General features: G+C 73.1%; 18 protein-coding genes. 4 read left to right on the forward strand and 14 right to left on the reverse strand.

All coding sequences use genetic code 11. From position 1 onward, the window contains the following. Positions 1–64: 64 nt before the first annotated feature. Both DPM19_RS20590 and DPM19_RS20595 read right to left on the reverse strand, forming a co-directional pair. Positions 65–1,897, reverse strand: coding sequence for an endonuclease/exonuclease/phosphatase family protein (locus tag DPM19_RS20590; protein WP_233510527.1), 1,833 nt, complete (start codon positions 1,895–1,897; stop codon positions 65–67). Positions 1,898–2,090: 193 nt separating this feature from the next. Then, on the reverse strand, positions 2,091–2,282 hold the full coding sequence (locus tag DPM19_RS20595) for a ferredoxin (RefSeq protein WP_111869582.1): 192 nt from the start codon (positions 2,280–2,282) through the stop codon (positions 2,091–2,093). Positions 2,283–2,571: 289 nt separating this feature from the next. Between DPM19_RS20595 and DPM19_RS20600 the strand changes: the two genes are divergently transcribed. Next, the gene (locus DPM19_RS20600) at positions 2,572–3,213 is read left to right on the forward strand and encodes a class I SAM-dependent methyltransferase (RefSeq protein WP_111869670.1); all 642 of its coding nucleotides are present in this window, start codon (positions 2,572–2,574) and stop codon (positions 3,211–3,213) included. 20 nt (positions 3,214–3,233) lie between these two features. On the opposite strand, the gene DPM19_RS20605 is transcribed toward DPM19_RS20600, so the two are convergent. The 8 genes from DPM19_RS20605 to DPM19_RS20640 form a co-directional block, all read right to left on the reverse strand. Beyond that, positions 3,234–4,343: a prenyltransferase gene (locus DPM19_RS20605; RefSeq protein ID WP_111869583.1), complete on the reverse strand. Its 1,110-nt coding sequence runs from the start codon at positions 4,341–4,343 to the stop codon at positions 3,234–3,236. After that, positions 4,333–5,112 (reverse strand): class I SAM-dependent methyltransferase, encoded by a 780-nt coding sequence (locus DPM19_RS20610; RefSeq protein ID WP_199485204.1) that lies wholly within the window; start codon positions 5,110–5,112, stop codon positions 4,333–4,335. Before DPM19_RS20610 ends, DPM19_RS20605 begins: the two co-directional genes overlap by 11 nt. Next, a complete protein-coding gene (locus DPM19_RS20615) occupies positions 5,106–6,395 on the reverse strand; it encodes a glycosyltransferase family 4 protein (protein ID WP_233510528.1) in 1,290 nt (429 codons plus the stop codon). Before DPM19_RS20615 ends, DPM19_RS20610 begins: the two co-directional genes overlap by 7 nt. Positions 6,396–6,407: 12 nt before the next feature. Continuing rightward, a complete protein-coding gene (locus DPM19_RS20620) occupies positions 6,408–7,640 on the reverse strand; it encodes a cytochrome P450 (RefSeq protein WP_111869585.1) in 1,233 nt (410 codons plus the stop codon). A 99-nt stretch (positions 7,641–7,739) separates the two neighbouring features. Further along, on the reverse strand, positions 7,740–8,978 hold the full coding sequence (locus DPM19_RS20625; protein ID WP_111869586.1) for a cytochrome P450: 1,239 nt from the start codon (positions 8,976–8,978) through the stop codon (positions 7,740–7,742). A gap of 174 nt (positions 8,979–9,152) precedes the next feature. Beyond that, positions 9,153–10,151, reverse strand: a complete 999-nt coding sequence (locus DPM19_RS20630; protein WP_233510529.1) for an MBL fold metallo-hydrolase — start codon at positions 10,149–10,151, stop codon at positions 9,153–9,155. A gap of 19 nt (positions 10,152–10,170) precedes the next feature. Next, a complete protein-coding gene (locus tag DPM19_RS20635) occupies positions 10,171–11,331 on the reverse strand; it encodes a steroid 3-ketoacyl-CoA thiolase (RefSeq protein ID WP_111869588.1) in 1,161 nt (386 codons plus the stop codon). Between the two features lie 27 nt (positions 11,332–11,358). After that, complete coding sequence (locus DPM19_RS20640) at positions 11,359–12,558, reverse strand: cytochrome P450 (protein ID WP_111869589.1); 1,200 nt, start codon at positions 12,556–12,558, stop codon at positions 11,359–11,361. A gap of 77 nt (positions 12,559–12,635) precedes the next feature. Here DPM19_RS20640 and DPM19_RS20645 point away from each other — a divergent pair, with 77 nt between their 5' ends. Together DPM19_RS20645 and DPM19_RS20650 are read left to right on the forward strand one after the other, a co-directional pair. Then, on the forward strand, positions 12,636–13,388 hold the full coding sequence (locus DPM19_RS20645) for a glycosyltransferase family 2 protein (protein ID WP_111869590.1): 753 nt from the start codon (positions 12,636–12,638) through the stop codon (positions 13,386–13,388). Beyond that, positions 13,385–14,548, forward strand: a complete 1,164-nt coding sequence (locus DPM19_RS20650) for a cytochrome P450 (RefSeq protein ID WP_111869591.1) — start codon at positions 13,385–13,387, stop codon at positions 14,546–14,548. Before DPM19_RS20645 ends, DPM19_RS20650 begins: the two co-directional genes overlap by 4 nt. Positions 14,549–14,588: 40 nt before the next feature. Here DPM19_RS20650 and DPM19_RS20655 read toward each other — a convergent pair whose 3' ends face one another. Both DPM19_RS20655 and DPM19_RS35365 read right to left on the reverse strand, forming a co-directional pair. Then, positions 14,589–15,311: a peptidoglycan-binding protein gene (locus DPM19_RS20655; protein WP_111869592.1), complete on the reverse strand. Its 723-nt coding sequence runs from the start codon at positions 15,309–15,311 to the stop codon at positions 14,589–14,591. Between the two features lie 2 nt (positions 15,312–15,313). Further along, positions 15,314–15,487 carry a hypothetical protein gene (locus DPM19_RS35365; protein WP_158566841.1) on the reverse strand — a complete coding sequence of 58 codons (174 nt, stop codon included), beginning with the start codon at positions 15,485–15,487 and terminating at the stop codon, positions 15,314–15,316. Between the two features lie 253 nt (positions 15,488–15,740). Here DPM19_RS35365 and DPM19_RS20660 point away from each other — a divergent pair, with 253 nt between their 5' ends. Next, the gene (locus tag DPM19_RS20660; protein ID WP_111869593.1) at positions 15,741–16,688 is read left to right on the forward strand and encodes an NAD-dependent epimerase/dehydratase family protein; all 948 of its coding nucleotides are present in this window, start codon (positions 15,741–15,743) and stop codon (positions 16,686–16,688) included. A gap of 24 nt (positions 16,689–16,712) precedes the next feature. On the opposite strand, the gene DPM19_RS20665 is transcribed toward DPM19_RS20660, so the two are convergent. Together DPM19_RS20665 and DPM19_RS20670 are read right to left on the reverse strand one after the other, a co-directional pair. Further along, positions 16,713–16,940 carry a DUF397 domain-containing protein gene (locus DPM19_RS20665; protein WP_111869594.1) on the reverse strand — a complete coding sequence of 76 codons (228 nt, stop codon included), beginning with the start codon at positions 16,938–16,940 and terminating at the stop codon, positions 16,713–16,715. A gap of 96 nt (positions 16,941–17,036) precedes the next feature. Further along, a complete protein-coding gene (locus DPM19_RS20670) occupies positions 17,037–17,621 on the reverse strand; it encodes a TetR family transcriptional regulator (RefSeq protein WP_111869595.1) in 585 nt (194 codons plus the stop codon). Positions 17,622–17,712: the final 91 nt, after the last annotated feature.

Here is a 17,712-nt window from a genome sequence, read left to right on the forward strand (position 1 = left end):
GGAAGAAAACGTCGCCCTGATTTCGGCAAGTACCTAAAGGGGGATAAATCCCTTTCCTCCAGGGTCAGTCGAGCCGGATCCGGACCACCACGGGGTCATGGTCGGTGGACTGTGCGGCGAACTCGGCGTTCATGTGCACCGCGTCCACCTCGTGCGGCAGCCCGGCCAGGGCCGGGCTCAGCAGGACGTGGTCCAGCGCCCGGGAGTTGCCGTCGGCCAGGTGCGTGTAGCGGTCGGCCAGGGGCAGCCGGGTCAGCGGGTTCACCAGCCCGGTGCCGCCGGTCAGCGCCCGCAGCGGCGGGGAGTCCTCGGTCGAGTTGAGGTCGCCGGCCACGACGACCAGGGCGCCCGGCTCGGCCGTGCGGACCGACCGCACGAAGCGCGCCACCGCCTGGGCCTGCCGTTCCCGCCGGAACTCGGCGAACCGTCGCGGCGGCTGGTACCGGCCGTAGAGCGGGTCGTCGCCGGAGGCGGTGCTCCAGTGGTTGGCCACCGCGATCAGCGGCCGGCCCCGCCAGGTGAACTCACCGGCGAGCGGCTTGCGGGTACCGGCCCAGACCGGGTCGTTCCGCCCGATCATGCCGGGGCTGACCCGGAGCCGGGCCTTCCCGCCGGCCCTGACCACCGCGGCGACCCCGCCGCCGGACGGGCCGGCGGCGGGGTCGGGCCGGTCGGTGAAGGCCAGCCCCCGGTCGGTGCGGAACAGGAAGCCGACCCGGGCGTTGCCGCCGCTCTCGCCGCCGTCGGCGCCGTCGCGGGGGTCGATCGAGCGCCACTCGTACGCCGGCCCGCCCGCGGCGCTGATCGCCGCGATCAGTTCGGACACGGTCTGGTCGTCGGCCACCGTGCCGTCGTCGTGCGGCCCGCTGTTGTCCTGCACCTCCTGGACGCAGATCAGGTCGGGCGAGCGCAGCGCTCCGGCGATCCCCCGGGCGAGGGAGGCGAACCGCCACGGCGGGTCGTCCGGGTCGAGGTCCTGGAGGTTGACCGTGGCCACCGCGAGCTCGTCGGGTCGCGGCTCCCGGGTGTGCTCCGGGCGCAGCCCGCCGGGAAGCACCCGCGGGGAGGCCGTCGGGAGCAGCCTGAACTCGCCGCGGCCGTAGTCGAGAACACCGCCGGTACGGCCGGCCAGGCGGTCGCCGACGTTCATCGGGGGGATACCCGCCAGGGCGCCGGCGAGGATCACCCGCTCGGGGTTGGGGTCGGCGGTGCGCTGCGCGATGCCGCCGCGCCGGGTGCGCACCCCGGCTCCGGCGGCGGGCACCACCGGGACCTCGCCGTACTGGGACCGGGGCCCGACCGCGACCGCGTCGTCCAGCGCGAGCAGCATCCCCTCCAGCGACTCGTAGAAGTCGGCGCCCTCCCCGGCGGGGTCGAACCGGCCGGACGCCTCCATGTCGCGGCTGCCCGAACCGCCGTCGATCACCCGGTCTGGCGGGCGGCGGCCGCCGGGCCCGAGCACGATGGGCGCGGGCAGCGGCGCGCCGTGCGCGAGCACCCGGGTCGCGGTGGCGTCGATCTCGGTACGGCCGAGGTCGGCCGAGCCGGCGCCGGCGGCCCGGAACTCGCCGACCCGGCCGTCGACCCGCACGGAGTCCGCGACCGCCACGGCGGGCCGGGTGCGGGTGAACACGAAGACGCCCTCGGAGGTGGCGACGTGGCGGTCGGGCCGGGGGTCCTGCATCCAGAAACCGTTGCCGGTCACCGCGGTCACCACGCCGGGCACCCCGGCGACCCGGGCGCCGGCCAGCGGTGAGCGGTGCCCGGCCCCCTGGACGTCGTGGATCCGGTGGCCGGTTTCGGCCAGCGCGGGAGGCGCGCCGGCGAGGGCCGGCAGCACGGCCGCGAGTAGCAAGGAGGCCCGACCCCGGCGGGACGGTCGTCGTGCACGGCTCACCCAGGCTCCATGGTGGGCGGGGATCGGGAGATCCCTATTGGAGCATGAAGCGCGCCCGTGGGCGACTCGATCAGGAAGTCCGGAAGCGACGGACCCGGCCGGGCCGGAACCGCCGCCCGGCCGCTTCAGCCGGCGCGCGGCGCCCGCACGGTGGTGCCGGGATGCCCGGACCGGATGCGCCGGCGGGTGCCGGTCAGTCTTCGAGGGCGAGCGCGGCCTTGGGGCAGGAGCGCACCGCGTTCCTGACGAGGTCGACGTCCTCCGCGGGGACGTCGGGCCGGAGGATGTGCAGCATGTCGTCGTCGTCGAGGTCGAAGACCTCGGGAGCGAGCCCTGAGCACACGCCGTTGGCCTCGCAGACCAGCGGGTCGACTCGTACTCTCATCGCGTCCGTCCTCCTCGCCTGGGACTGTCCCGTCGGCCGTGCCGGGTACGACCAACCTAACGAAACAGGTTCGGTTTTTTTGCACGGCCCCCCGGGATGCGCCCCGGCAGGGCCGGCCCCGCACGCTCGCCCGGCGGATGCGCCTGCTCACCGCGGAAGTAGAACACGTTCTACCAGGGGGTCACAAGTGTGTTCGACGGGCGGTCTCCACCGGTTCGTCCCGGCTAGATAGGGTGCCCCGGTGACTGAGATCGCGGCCGGCCCGCAGCCCCCCGGCGAGCGGCCCGAAATGCCGGTGGAACTGCGCCGGGCCGCCCGGGCGGCCAAGGGCTTCATGCCCCCGGACGAGGGGCTCGCACTGTACGAGACGGCCCTGGAGTACGGCCGGCTCGGCCCGCTCCTGGAGATCGGCACCTACTGCGGCAAGTCCGCCATCTACCTGGGCGCGGCGGCGCGGCAGGCCGGCACCGTGGTGATCACCGTCGACCACCACCGCGGCTCGGAGGAGAACCAGGCGGGCTGGGAGCACCACGACCCGTCCCTGGTCGATCCGCTGACGGGCCGGATGGACACCCTGCCGGTCTTCCGCAGGACGATCGCCGCGGCGGGCCTGGAGGATCACGTCGTGGCGATCGTGGGCACCTCGGCGACCGTCTCCCGGCTCTGGCGCGCTCCGCTCGCCCTGCTGTTCATCGACGGCGGGCACGCCGAGCGGTTCGCCCAGGGCGACTACGAGGGCTGGGCGGGCCGGCTGGCGGTGGGCGGCGCGCTGGTGATCCACGACGTCTTCGCCGACCCGGCCGACGGCGGCCAGGCGCCCTACCACGTCCACCAGCGCGCCCTGGACAGCGGCGTCTTCACCGAGCGCCGGGCCATCGGCTCCCTGCGCGTCCTGGAACGCGTCACCGACGGCGACCCCCTGGCCCGCTGATCACGGGGGCGGGGCGCGGGTCAGGGGCCGACGGGGGTGAGCAGGCAGCCGCAGGCCGCCGGGTCGGCGGCCTCGGCGGGGCCCAGCGCGCTGCCGGCGATCTCCTTGAAGATCATGGCGCCGGGGGTGCCGCCGGCCAGCGCGTCGGCCGCCAGGATCACCGCGGCGGCCGTGTACGTGGAGCGGTCCCCCGGGAAGTGCCGCTGGTTGGCGAACTGCCAGCCCGTCCAGTACGACCCGTCCTGGTGCCGCAGGAACTGGATCCGGGTGAACAGCTCCAGCGCCCGGTCGCGGTCGCCCGCGGCGTCCAGCGCCATCACCAGCTCGCTGGTCTCGGCCGCCGTCACCCAGGGCTGGTCCGACACGCACCGGCAGCCCAGCCCGGGCACCACGAAGGTGTCCCAGCCGGACTCCAGCCGGAGCCGCGCCGCCTCGCCCCGCACCGGGCCGGCCAGCACCGGGTAGTACCAGTCCATCGACCAGCGGCTCTTGTCGGCGAACGCCTCCGGATGCGCGGCCACCACGTGGCCGAGCTGGTCGGCGGCCAGCTCCCAGTCGGGCTGCGGCCGGCCCAGCCGCTCGCCCAACGCGACCGCGCAGCGCAGCGACTGGTAGATCGAGGAGCAGCCGGTGAGCAGCGCGTGGTCGGCCGCCGCACCGTCGGGGTGCCGGATCCACAGCACCTCACCGCGGGTGGTCTGCAGGCCCAGCGTGAAGTCGATCGCGCGGCGCACCGCCGGCCACATCCGCTCCGCGAACGCCTCGTCGCCGGTCATCACCAGCTCGTGCCAGACGCCGACCGCCACGTACGCGGCGTGGTTGGACTCCCCGCCCGCCTCGGTGACCTCGCCCAGCACCCACTTGGCCGGCCACGAGCCGTCGGGCCGCTGGGTGGCCAGGACGAAGTCGTAGGCCCGCCGGGCCTCCTCGCGCAGCCCGGCGACGGTCAGCGCCATCGCCGACTCGACGTGGTTCCAGATGTCGACATGACCGGGCACGCCGCCGGTGGGGGCGAACCAGGGGACGGCACCGGACGGTTCCTGCTGCCGGGCGATGCTGCGGGCGGTGGCGGCGACGTCTTCGGCGGTCAGCACGCCCGGCACGGACGGCAGCGGTGACTCAACCCGCATCCGCGGCCTCCTGCCCGGCGGTGGCCGGGGCGCCGGGGACGCGGGCTGCGGGTGGCCTGGAGGGTTTGGTGAAGTAGACGACCACGCTCTTGCCGATCAGCGGGTTGAGGGCGCGCTCGGCCAGCCGGGTGGCCAGCGGGCGCTGCACGATGTCCCAGACGAGCAGCTTGTGGTACGCCTGCGCCAGCGGGTTGTCGTTGTTTTCGACGCCCACCGCGCATTTGATCCACCAGTAGGGGGCGTGCAGCCCGTGCGCGTGGTGGTGCCCGTCCACCCGGAAGCCGGTGGCCTTCAGCTTGGCCTCCAGCTCGGCGCGGGTGTAGATGCGCACGTGCCCGCCGGGCGCGGTGTGGTAGTCCTCCGACAGGGCCCAGCAGATGCGCTCGGGCAGCCAGCTCGGCACGGTCACCGCGAGCTGCCCGCCGGGCTTGAGCACCCGCAGCAGCTCGCCCATGGCGCGCATGTCGTCAGGGATGTGCTCCAGCACCTCGGAGGCGACGATCTTGTCGAAGTGGTCGTCGGGGAACGGCAGGTTGAGCGCGTCGCCCCGCACGGTCTCGGCGGTCGCCCCCTCCGGCGGCTCGCCGGCCAGGCGCATCGCCCCGAACATCTTCTCCACCCCGGCCAGCTCGTCGGCGTCGAGGTCGAACGCGACCACCTGGGCGCCTCGCCGGTAGAGCTCGAAGGCGTGCCGTCCGGCGCCGCACCCCATGTCGAGGACGCGGTCCCCGAGAGCGACGGGGAACCGCTGGAAATCCACGGTCAGCAGGGCGATGCTCCTTCCGTACGGGACGGCCGGTGACCGGCCTTCCCAGCCTCGATCGCGGCCCGGTAGTGCTCGACGGTGGCCCGTGCCACCGTCGGCCAGGCGAAGCGCTCCTGCACCCTGCGCAGGCCCGCCTCGCTGACCCGGGCGCGCTCCTGCGCCGAGTCGTGCAACCGGTGCAGGGTGGCGGCGAGTTCCTCGACGTCGCCGGGCGGGACCAGCACCGCGGCGTCGCCCACCACCTCGGGCAGCGCTCCGGTGCGGCTGGCCACCAGCGGGGTGCCGGAGGCCATGTGCTCGACGGCGGGCAGCGAGAACCCCTCGTACAGCGAGGGCACCACCGCGATCTCGGCGCTGGCCAGCAACTCGCCGATCTCCTGGTCGCTGATGCCGCTGACGAACTTCACCCGCTCGCCCAGCGACAGCTCGCGGACCAGTTTCTCGGTCGGGCCGTTGCGCTGCGGCTTGCTGACGACCACGGCGTGGACGTCCCGCTCGGTGGCCAGCTTGGCCACCGCCCGCAGCAGCGTGGCCACGCCCTTGATCGGCGCGTCCGCGCTGGCCACGGCCACGATCCGGCCGCGGACGCGTTCGCCGCGCGGGTGGAAGATCCGGGTGTCGACGCCCAGCGGCAGGATCTCGATGTCGCGGGCCGGGACCCGGAAGTCCTTGACGATGTCGACCTTGGAGGATTCGGACACGGTGAGCACCGGGCCGATCCGGCGGGCCACCCGGGCCTGCATGCCGACGAAGCCGTACCAGCGGAACTTGCCGAGGCGCTCCTTGATGCCGCGGGCGGCCTCCAGTTCGATCCGGCGGTCGACGCTGATCGGGTGGTGGATGCTCGTCACCAGCGGCAGGCCGAGCCGCGGGATGCCCAGGTTGCCCAGGCCGAGTACCTGGTTGTCGTGGACGACGTCGAAGTCGCCGCGGCGGCGGCGCAGTTCGCGCAGCACCCGCAGGCTGAAGGTCAGCGGCTCGGGAAAGCCGCCGGTCCGCATGTGGGCGTACTCCAGCACGTCGATCCAGTCGCGGTACTCGCCCAGCCCCGGGTTCCGGAAGGGGTCCTCGTCCCGGTAGAGGTCCAGGCTGGGGACCTTGGTGAGGACGATGTCGGGACGGTCCAGCTCGGGATAGGGCTGGCCGGAGAAGATTTCGACCTGGTGGCCGAGGGCCGCGAGTTCCCGGCTCAGGTGCCGGAGGTACACGCCCTGCCCGCCGCAGTGGGGCTTGCTCCGGTACGAAAGCAGGGCCACGCGCAACGGCCCGTCGTCGACCCTGCTCACGCACCACCCCTGTCAGCCATGGGAGTGCGGTTCGAGACGAACCGGCATCTCCTTGATTCCATTGATGAAACTAGACCTTAGCCTGCGAACGTTACCCGTGAGTTTAATGGTGGACATGGTGTCCAAGAGTGTTTGAAAGAGCACAGTCAACTCAAGTCGGGCAAGATGCGCACCGAGGCAGAAGTGCGGCCCGCCGCCGCCGAAGCCGATGTGCGGGTTGGGGTCGCGTCCCACGTCGAAGGTGTCGGGGTCGGTGAAGACCTCCCCGTCCCGGTTGGCCGACCCGTAGAAGACCACCACCTTGTCGCCCGCCGCGATCTCCTGGCCGCCCAGCTCGGTGTCCTGCATGGCCGTGCGGCGGAACATGTTGACCGGGGTCACCCAGCGGACGATCTCGTCCACCGCGCGGGGCAGCAGCGACGGGTCCGCCAGCAGCCGGGCCCACTGGTCGGGGTGCTCGAAGAGCGCCAGCATCCCGCCCGAGGCGGCGTTGCGGGTGGTCTCGTTGCCGGCCACCGACAGCAGGAGGATGAACAGCTCGAACTCGTTGCCGCTCAGCTCGCTCCCGTCCGGGCCGGGCCGGAGCAGCCGGGTGACGATGTCGTCGCGCGGGTCCTCGCGCCGCCGGGCGGCCAGCTCGTTGGCGTAGGAGTACAGCTCGGTGGCGGCCTGCGCGCCCACCTCGGGGTCGGACTGCAACTCGGGGTCGTCGCCGCCGATCAGCTTGTTGGACCAGTCGAAGATCTTGTCGCGGTCCTCCACCGGGGCGCCGAGCAGCTCGCAGATCACGTACAGCGGCAGCGGGGCGGCGATCTCGTGGACGAAGTCGATCTCCTCCCCGGCGCGGGCACGCCCGGCGGCCTCGCCGACGAGGTCCTGGCAGATGTCGCGGATGTGGTCGGTGAGCGCGTTGATCGCCCGAGGGGTGAAGCCCCGGTTGACGATGGAGCGCTTGCGGGTGTGGTCGGGCGGGTCCTGGTTGAGCATCATCATCTGCTGCAGGGCCCGGGCCTCGGGCTCGACCTCGGGGAACAGCGCCAGCCGCTCGTGCGAGGAGAACAGCTCCGGGTGCCGCGAGACGTGCACCACGTCCTCGTACCGGGTGACCGCCCAGAAGTCGGGGTGGCCGTGGTGCCGGTACACCGGGGCTCGCTCCCGCATCGCGCGGAACCGGTCGTGCGGCATCCCGCCGCGTTCGTACAGGTCCGGGTCGACGATCTCGTACACGGGTTCCAGAAGCGCCATCGCCACATGCCTCCTCGCCGGGCGGGACCGGCCGGACGGGAGACCGGCCGGTCCTCGATCGTGTCAGCCAGGCGGCCCGTGGGGAATGCTCTGTCCGGCTCAGTGGGAGGCTCGGCTTCGCCGCGGCGACGGGGTGAACCGGACGGGCAGTTCCTTCAGCCCGTTGACGAAGTTGGAGCGCAGCCGCCGCGGTTCGCCCGCGAGCTCCAGGTCGGGCATCCGCTCGGTCAGCACCTCGAACAGCACGCTCAGCTCCAGCCGGGCCAGGTGGGTGCCCAGGCAGTAGTGCGGCCCGCCGCCGCCGAAGCCGATGTGCGGGTTGGCCAGGCGGCCGATGTCGAAGGTGTCGGGGTCGTCGATGACGCTCTCGTCGCGGTTGGCGGAGGCGTAGAACAGGACGACCTTGTCGCCCGCCTTGATCTTCTTGCCGTTCAGCTCGACGTCCTGGGTGGCGGTGCGGCGGAACAGGTTGATCGGGGTGACCCAGCGGACCATCTCCTCGGCCGCGCTGTCCAGCAGCGACCGGTCGGCCAGCAGCCGCCGCCACTGCTCGGGGTGCTGGAAGAAGGTCAGCATGCCGCCGGCCGCCGCGGTCCGGGTGGTCTCGTTGCCGGCGATCGTCAGCATCAGGAAGAACAGGTCGAACTCCTCCTGGGTGAGGACGTTCCCCTCGGCGTCGGGCTGGAGCAGCTTGGTGGCGATGTCGTCGCGCGGCTCGGCCTGCCGGGCCTCGGCGATCTGGTGGGCGTACATGTAGATCTCCGCGGAGGCCTCCTGCGCGGTCTCCATGGAGGTGTTCAGCTCCGGGTCGTCGAAGCCGACGAGCTGGTTGGACAGGTCGAAGATCCGCTTGCGGTCCGCCAGCGGGGCGCCGACCATCTCGCAGATCACGTACAGCGGCAGCGGGGCGGCGATGTCGGCGACGAAGTCGGCCTCGCCGCGCTCGCAGATCTCGTCGACGAGCTGGTGGGAGATCTCGTGCACGTGGTCGGTGAGCTGGTTGATCATCCGGGGGGTGAAGCCCCGGTTGACCATGCTCCGCTTGCGGGTGTGCTCGGGCGGGTCGAGGAAGAGCATCATCTGCTGGTGCGCGGCCAGGTCCGCGTCGCTCATCTCCTCGAACATCGAGGTGCGCGTGTGCGAGGAGAACAGCTCCGGGTGCCGCGAGACGTAGATGATGTCCTCCAGCCGGGTGATCGCCCAGAAGCCGGGGACCCGCTCGTTGGGGTCGTAGTGCCAGTGCACCGGATCGTTGGCGCGGAGCCAGCGGAACTGCTCGTGCGGGACGCCGTTCCGCTCGTAGCCGATCGGGTCGATGACATCGATCTTCGGAGCCATGATCGATCCCTCCAGGGCGGGGCTGCCGCGCCGTTGAGCATGCACTTTGTTAGAACACGTTCTAACATGAGACTGGAGTCTCAACAAGTGTCCTGGGGGGTGTGACCCATCTCTCCCCGAGAAAAACGGCGCGGGCCCGGGGGGACGTCCCCCCGGGCCCGCGCCGGTCATGCGTCAGCCGCGCGCGAAGCCGATCACGTCGTCCGACCCCTGGCGGTGGACCAGCCCGCGCCGCTCCAGCGTGCGCAGGTGCGCGGCGGCCTCAGCCGTCGCCATCCGGCGGGAGCCGAGCGGCATCTGGTCCCACGGGTCGCGCCAGGGCATGCCGGCGGCCAACTGCCAGAGCGTGGCGGGCCCGGCCGCGAGCATCTCCATGAGCGACGTCAGCCGCTCCTCGTGGTGGTCGATGATCTCCTGGACTCGGTCGCCCAGCCCGGCGAAGCGGTACTGGTGGGCGGGCAGCACCTCGCCCGCCGGCACCTCCGCCACCCGTTCCAGCGAGGCCAGGAAGTCGCCCAGCGGGTCGACGTCGGCCGGCGCGTCGTAGGGGTAGAGCGCGATGTGCGGGGTGATCCGGGGGAGCACGTGGTCGCCGGTGAAGATCCGGTCGCCGTCCTCCAGGTGCAGGCAGATGTGGCCGGGGGTGTGGCCCGGGGTCCACACCGTCCGCAGCTTGCGGCCGGGCAGGTCGACGAGTTCGCCGTCCGACAGCTCCCGGTCGGGGTCGGCGGGCGGGGGCATCCGCCCGTGCTCGAAGCGCTCGGCCAGCTCGGCGGGGCCGGCCCCGGCCCGGCGCATCTCGGCCATCATCCAGGCCTCGTCGACCTTGCTCCCCTCGGTCCGGATCCGGCGGATCAGCGCGGCGTCCTCGTGGTGCATGGCCACCCACGCGCCGGACGCCTCGCGCACCTGGCCGGCCAGCCCGGCGTGGTCGGGGTGGAAGTGCGTGACCACCACCCCGTACACGTCGGTGACGTCGAGCCCCACCGCGCCCAGCCCGCCGCTCAGCGCCTCCCAGGCGTCCGGATGGTTCCAGCCCGCGTCCACCAGGACCGGACCGCGTTCGCTCTCCAGTGCGTAGACCAGGGTGTAGCCGAGCGGGTTGCCCGGAATCGGGACGGGAACGCTCCACAGGCCGCCGCCGAGGTTCTCCGGTTCAGGTCGTACGCGCACAGGGGGCTCGCTTTCGCAGTCAGATCCGTTCGAGGATCGTGGCGGTCGACAGCGCGCCGCCCGCGCACATGGTGACCAGTGCGGTCGCCCCGTCGCGACGCTCCAGCTCATGCAGCGCGGTGGTGAGCAGTCGGGCACCGGTGGCACCGACCGGATGACCTAGAGCGATCGCGCCGCCGTTGACATTGACTTTATCCATGTCCGGTTCGTGCACTTGCGACCAGGACAGCACTATCGAGGCGAATGCTTCGTTCACTTCGAAGATGTCCAGGTCACCGATGGTCATCCCGGCCTGGGTGAGCACCCGCTCGGTGGCCTGCACCGGGCCGTCCAGGTGGTAGTAGGGCTCGCCGCCGACCAGCGCCTGGGCCCGGATCCGGGCCCGGGGGCGCAGCCCCAGCGCCCGCGCCCGCTCCTCGGACATGACCAGCACGGCCGCGGCGCCGTCGGAGATCTGCGAGGAGGTGCCCGCGGTGTGCAGCGCGTCCGGGCCCATGACCGGCTTCAGCCGGGCCAGGGTGTCGGCGGTCGTCTCGCGCAGGCCCTGGTCGCGGGTGACGCGCAGGGTCTCGCCGGTGAGTTCGCCGTCGGGGCCGTACACGGGGGCGTCGAGCGGCGCGATCTCCCGCTCGAACCGGGCGTCGGCCCACGCCTTGGCGGCGAGTTGCTGGGACCGGGCGCCGAAGGCGTCGGTGTCGGCGCGGGTCAGCCCGCGCCGCCGCGCGATGCGCTCGGCCGATTCGAACTGGTCGGCCATGTCGATGGACCAGTCGTCGGGCCGGGGGTTGCTGGGCAGCACGTTGCTGCCGAGCGGGGCGCGGCTCATCACCTCGACCCCGCAGCCGATCGCGGCGTCCACCACGCCGGCCTGGACCATCGCCGCCGCCAGGTGGGTGGCCTGCTGGCTGGACCCGCACTGGGCGTCGATCGTGGTGACGCCGGTCTGCCAGGGCAGGCCCGCGTACAGCCAGGCGTACCGGCCCACGTGCCCGCCCTGCTCGCCGGCCTGGGTGACGCAGCCGGCGAAGACCTGGCCGACCTCGGCGGGATCGACGCCCGAGCGCTCGACCACCGCGCCCAGCGCGTGGGCCAGCAGGGCCTGCGGCTTGACGCCGGCGAGCCATCCGTTCCGCTTGCCGAGCGGCGTGCGCACCGCCTCGACGATCACTGGGCTGCCCATGAGCTCCTCCTCGAACAAGATTCGGTATTAACTGTAACCTGTTCTTGTTTTATCGGAGGTGATCAGGGTCACGTACAGCTCGGTGTAGGTGGGCACCAGCACCCGGCGGGCCGCCCGCCGGGACACGATCCGGTACGGCCGGCCCGCGCCCAGCAGCGTCTCCACCATCCGGGTCACCTGGACGCGCGCCACCGCGTTGCCCAGGCACAGGTGCCGGCCCGCGCCGAACCACAGCTGCCGGGTCTCGGGCACATACTCGCGCCGCACGTCGAACGGGCCCACCGCGTTGTCGGCCAGGTAGGTCAGCAGCATGATCCGGTCACCGGCGCGCAGCCGCCGGCCGGCCACCGTGACGTCCCGCGCGACGTGCCGCCCGATCACCGGGGCGGGGGTGGCCACCCGCAGCCCCTCGCGCACCGCGTTCTCCATCAGTTGCGGCTGGGCGCGCAGCAGGTGCTGCTGGCCGGTGTCGTGCAGCAGCGCCACCGTGCGGGAGGTGCCCGAAGCCCCGGTCTCGGTGCCCGCGATGGCCAGCAGGGTGACCAGCCCCCGGGCGAGGTCGACGCCCAGCCCCATCGCGCGGCAGCGGCCCAGGACGGTGTCCGGGCCGGCCGTGCGATAGCCCTCCTCGACCCCCTGTGTGATCTCGTCGACGATGGCCCGGGCCCGCCCGATCACCTCGGGGGCGAGCACGGTGGAGGCGGCGGTGCCGACCGCCAGCCCGGCCAGCCGCTCCCCGGCGCGGAACACCGCCCGGTACGCGTCGTCGTCGTCCCCCCGCCACAGCCCCAGCAGGTCGGCGACCATCCGCCCGGCGAGTACCCGGGTGGCGTCGGCCACGTCCACGGTCCCGCCCGCCGCCAGCCGGTCGCCGAGCCGGCGCAGGTGGGCGCCCTGCGCGCGCTCCACCAGGACGCGGGCGCTCCCCTCGGTGAACAGGTCACGGGCCCGGGTGCGCAGTTCCGTGTGCCGGGCGCCGCCGAAGAGCGCCCCCATCTCCGGCCCGAACAGCTGGGCCCACAGATGCCCCACCCCGCCCTCGCCGGCCAGGGTGAAGCTCGCGTGGTCGTTCAGCACCTTCCGGGCCAGCACGGGATCGGTGACGATCCAGCCGAGCCGGGGCACCCGCTGGATCGGGGCGGTGTGCCGGGCCGCCTGGAGCAGGGCGTACAGCCCGCGGTTCCCCGCCCACAGCAGCCTGGCCTCGTGTCGCTCCGCGAGATTCATCCGTCCCCGTTTCTCCCGGACAATAGGTGACTGTCCAGGTAAGTCCCTGAACGCCGGCTGTTGTATACCTTGCACGAGTGAAACTGTGGGTGGTCATCCCGGCCTACGACGAGGAGCGGTCGATCGGCGCGACCCTGCGCCGGCTGGCCGGGCAGTCCGACGGCGACTTCACGCTGCTCGTGGTGGACAACGGCAGCACCGACGACACCGCCGGGGTGGTGCGCCGGTTCGCCGCCGAGCATCCCGGAACGGACGTCCGGCTGGTGGCCGAGCCGCAGAAGGGCACCGGCGCGGCGGCCGACACCGGGGTCCGCCGGGCCATCGCCGGGGGCGCCACCCACATCGCCCGCACCGACGCCGACTGCCTGCCGCACGTGGACTGGGTCGCGGCCGTCAAGCGTGCCTTCGCCGACGGGCTGGAGATGGTCAGCGGGCCGCTGCGCCCGCGCACCGACGAGTTCCGGCTGCGGCTGTGGGAGCGCCGGCTGCTGCCCGCCGTGGTGTCGGGCGCGGCCCTGTTCGGCCGGTTCCGGCCCGGCAACCGGGACCCGGCCCACCTCGGGCCGTACCTCATGATGCCCGGCTGCAACGTGGCGATCACCGCCGGCCTGTACGAGCGCAGCGGCGGCTTCCCGCGCACCCGGATCGAGGAGATGCACGAGGACCGCGCCCTGGTCAACCGGGTGCGCCGGCTGACGCGCGACTACGGCCTGCGCCGGGACATGGTGGTCTACGGCTCGGTCCGCCGGCTGCGCGCCTACGGCCTGGTCGGCACCCTCGCCTGGTACGCCGACCACCGCTACACCCCGGACGTCGTGGACATCCGGTGACGGGGCCGAACTGGGAACGGCGGCTCTACCTGACCGCGCACCCCTTCGCGTACCCGCTGCTGCGCGGGCTGGCCCGGTGCGGGCCGGCGGTCCGGGTCCCGGGCCTGGGGGTGGTGGTCAACGACGCGGCGACGGCCCGCGAGGTGCTGCTCGACGGCGAGACGTTCCGCAAGGACGGGCCCGGGTCGCCGGGTGAGCTGTGGACCCCGGTGCTGGGCCCCTCGGTGCTGCTCAACATGGAGGGGGCGGCGCACCGCGCGCTGCGCCGCCGGCTCACCGACCTGTTCACCCCCGGGTACGCCGAGGACCTGTGCGCCCGGGTCCTGGCGGACCCGCTGCACCGGCTGGCCGCGGACCTGGCCCGCGGCGCCGAGGTGGACCTGGTCGCCGCCATGAAGGTGCTGGCGGGCGCGGTGATCTGCCGGGTCGTCGGGCTGGCGGCCCGCGGTGAGGACGACTACCGGCGGTTCTTCGAGCAGGGCGAGCGGGTGGTCGCGATGGTGAGCCTGCGCACCCGCCGGCTGTCCCCGCGGCAGATCGCCCGGGCCCGGGCCGTCCTCGACCCGGTCGGGGAGATCGCCGCCCGGGCGTACGCGGCGGGGGACGAGAGCACCGTGATGGGCCGGATGCGCGCCCTCGGCCTGTCGGAGGAGGAGGCACGGGGTGCGGCCGGGGCGTTCTTCCTCACCGGCACCGAGACGGTCGCGACCCTGGTGCCCCGGCTGGTCGCGCTGCTGCACGACCACGGGGAACTCGACCGGGTGGCCGCCGACCCGGGCCTGCTCGACCGGGCCCTGGACGAGGCGTCCCGGGTTACCACCCCCACGCCCGTCATGCTCCGCAGCGTCCACGCCACGACCCGGGTGGGCGGGGCGGCGGCCCGGCCCGGCGACCGGGTCCTGATCGTCACGCACAACTGCTGCCGCGCGCACGGCCCCTTCGACCTGGACCGGCCGCCGGAGCTGCGCCGGCTGTGGTTCGGCGCGGGGCCGCACTTCTGCATCGGCTACCCGCTGGCCATGGCGGAGGCCCGGCTGATCGCCCGCACCCTGCTGGCGGCGGCCCCGCTGGAGATCGTCCGCCGGCGGGCGGCCCGGGGCGTCCTGCTGCCGGCCTACCGCGAGTTCACGGTCCGCGCGGCGCCCCGGGCGGGGGAGTGACACCCGGCCGGCCGGGTCGCGGGCCCCGGCCGGTGCCGGGTCAGAGCGCCGCGGCGAGCTTGGCGGCGGTCTGCGGGCCGTAGATCCCGTCCGCGGTGATCCCCGCCTTCCGCTGGAAGGACTTGACGGCGGCCTCGGTCTCGGCGCCGAAGTCGCCGTCCGCGCCGAAGGTGGGGAGCTTCTCGCCGGCCTTGAGCAGGGCCCGTTGCAGCTGGAAGACCCGGTCGCCGCCGGCGCCCCGGCGCAGCAGGGGCGAGCCGCTCGGCGCGCTGACGACGTCGGAGGAGGCGCCGCTGTACGCCGGCCGACCGTAACCCACGATCACGTCGGCGGCGCGCACCCGGCGCAGGCACCGGTTGTCGGTGTTGCCCTCGATGGTCTGGACCCGCCCGCCGCCGAGGTTCTTCTCCACGACACCGACGTGGTCGATGGCGCCGACGGAGTTGCTCCCGTTCCAGTCGATGAACACGATGTCGCCGGGCTTGGCCGCCCGGACGCTGGCGTCCGTGCCGGAGTGCCAGCGGCCCAGCCGCTGGAAGTCCTGGGCGTGCCACACGGTGTACGCGCGGTCGCCCTGGGGGCACACGGCCCGGTGGTTGCCGGAGTGGAACGCCCAGTACGTGATGGCCATGTCGCACCAGGGGGTGGAACCGGCCGCGAAGGCGGAGCCGTTCCGTGTGGCGTACCACCTGTGGATCTTGTTGGGCTCGCCCAGGCCGAGGGAATTGCGGGCCTCGTTCAACATGTCGCCGACACCGGCCATGGTCACTTCTCCTCGCCGTCGTACACGCCGTCGGCGTTCATCGGGCCGTACAGTTCTTCGAGGACCGCCAGCTCGTCCTCCTCGGTCGCGCCGGGGTCGTTCCGGTCGACGTTCTCCACCACCAGCTGATGGACTTCCAGTTCGGGTGTCTCTTCGGAGTTCGTGGTGCCGTTCATGATTTCGGACATCCTTTTTTGTGGGTTCGGCTTGAGCGATCAGGCAAAAGCGGATGCTTCCCCGTGCCATTTGATCTACTCAATCCCCAGTCGCCTCACTTGCTTATCTTTGGTGATATTGATTGCGCTACGCAGGATTGGGCGTTATTCGTCGTCATTCTGTGTCCTCGTGGTAACCCTCTGGTCGTTCCGCCCGCCGGTTGGACGCGAGCCCCCGTCCCCGGCGAGAGTGAAACCGGGGAAGGGAGCGCGGATGCGGGTGGCAGTGACGGGGGCCTCGGGCTTCGTCGGGGGCGCGGTGTGCCGCGCACTCACCGGACGGGGCGCCGACGTGCTCGCCTACGGGCGGCGGGCGCACATCGCCGCCGAGCACGTGGGCGGGGCGGAGTACCGGTCCTGGGACCTCACCGCAGGGCCGCCGCCCGGCGCGCCCCGGGTGGACGCCGTGGTGCACTGCGCGGGGTCGGTGACCGACTGGGGCCCGGTGCGCGATCTGTTCGCCGCCAACCTGACCGGGACGCGGCACGCCCTGGCCGCCTTCCCGGCGGCGCGGTTCGTGCATGTCAGCACGGCCAGCGTGTACGACCCGTACCGGCCGCAGGTGATGGCCGCCGAGGACCAGGCGCCGGTGCGGCGCTACCTCAACGCCTACGGTGCATCCAAGGCCGCCGCCGAACGGGTGGTGCTCGCCGCGATGCGCGACCGGCCCGCGGTGATCCTGCGCCCGCACGCCGTCTACGGGCCGGGGGACACCACCCTGCTGCCCCGGGTGCTGGCGGCGGTGCGCGGCCCGCTGCTGCCCGCGGCGGGCACCGGCCGGCAGCGGATCAGCCTGACCTCGATCGGGAACCTGGTGGACGCCTGCCTGCTGGCGGTGGACGGGGGTCCGCGCGGGAACCAGGGCGTCTACAACGTCACCGACGCCGAACCCGTGGTGCTCGACGACGCGCTGCGCACCGTCCTGGCCGAGCGGGGAATCCGCGCCCGGCCGGTCTACCTGCCGCGGCGCGCGGCCTGGCCGGTCGCCGCCGCGGTGGAGGGGGTCTTCCTGCTGGCCGGCCGACCGGAGCCGCCCCGGCTCACCCGGTACGCCCTGAGCCACCTGGCGGTCGAGCGGACCCTCGACATCTCGGCCGCCCGCCGTGACCTGGGCTACGCCCCGGCGCCCACCTCGTTCGCCGGGGCCCGCACCTGGCCGTAGCGCGGGCCCCGGCCGGTGGACGGCTCACTCTGCCGCGGGGGGCTCCTCGAGGAGGTCGTCGAACTCGCCGTCCTTGACGCCGCCGACGAAGGCGTCCCACTCGGCCTCGGTGAAGTAGAGGACCGGACCTTCGGGGTTCTTGGCCTCCCGCATGACGACGGCGCGCTCGCCGAAGTCCTTGTGCCCCACGGGGACGTCCTTGCCATCGATGAACTCGATGATGACGCCCTCGCCGCTCTCAGGCTCGTTCACTGACTGCCCTTCTTTCCTGTCACTGGACGACACTCAGGGTATCGGCGGAGCCACCGGACCGGCCTGCGATCAGCACACCCGGAGCGCGTTCAGCGGTCAGAAGTCGGCGAGCAGGCGGGCCGCGGAGATCTCCAGCCGGGTCTGGATGCGCTCGGCGGTGGCCTGGCCGCGGAGCATCTCGATCATCTCCATCGTCCAGATGCCGGACAGCGCCCGGGCCACCACCTGGCGCTGGTCGTCGTCGGGCACCTGCTCGTCGGAGCCGAGCGCGGCGCGCAGCAGCATGGCGGCCAGCCGGTCGCCGAAGTCGGTCTTGACGTCCGACAGCAGCAGCGAGCGGATCAGCGCCTCGGCCAGTTCGGGCTCGCGCATCAGCCCCCGGGTGGCGCGCATCAGCACCTCGACGGCGCGCTGCGCCGGGGCTCCGGCGCGGGGCGGGCGGCGCTCGATGCTGCCTTCGAGGATGTCGAGTTCCTCGCTGACGACCGCGACGACCAGGTCCATCTTGGAGGGGAAGTAGCGGTATAGGGTGCCCAGGGCGACCCCGGCGCGCTCGGCGACGGTGCGCATCTGCATCGCCTCCACACCGCCCCGGGAGGCCAGTGCGGCGGCGGCCTGGACGATGCGCTTGCGGCGCTGGTGCTGGCTGCGGGAGCGCACCCCCTGCGGCGGTGGTGCCATCGACGGCTCTGCGGACACGTCCCCTCCCGTGCCGGCCGGGTGGCCGGTTCCTGTTCCCTAGCCTACCGGGCCGGCGAGAACGCGTTATCTC

The organism is Actinomadura craniellae (genome assembly GCF_003289645.1).
In the GTDB taxonomy this organism is placed as follows: domain Bacteria; phylum Actinomycetota; class Actinomycetes; order Streptosporangiales; family Streptosporangiaceae; genus Actinomadura_D; species Actinomadura_D craniellae.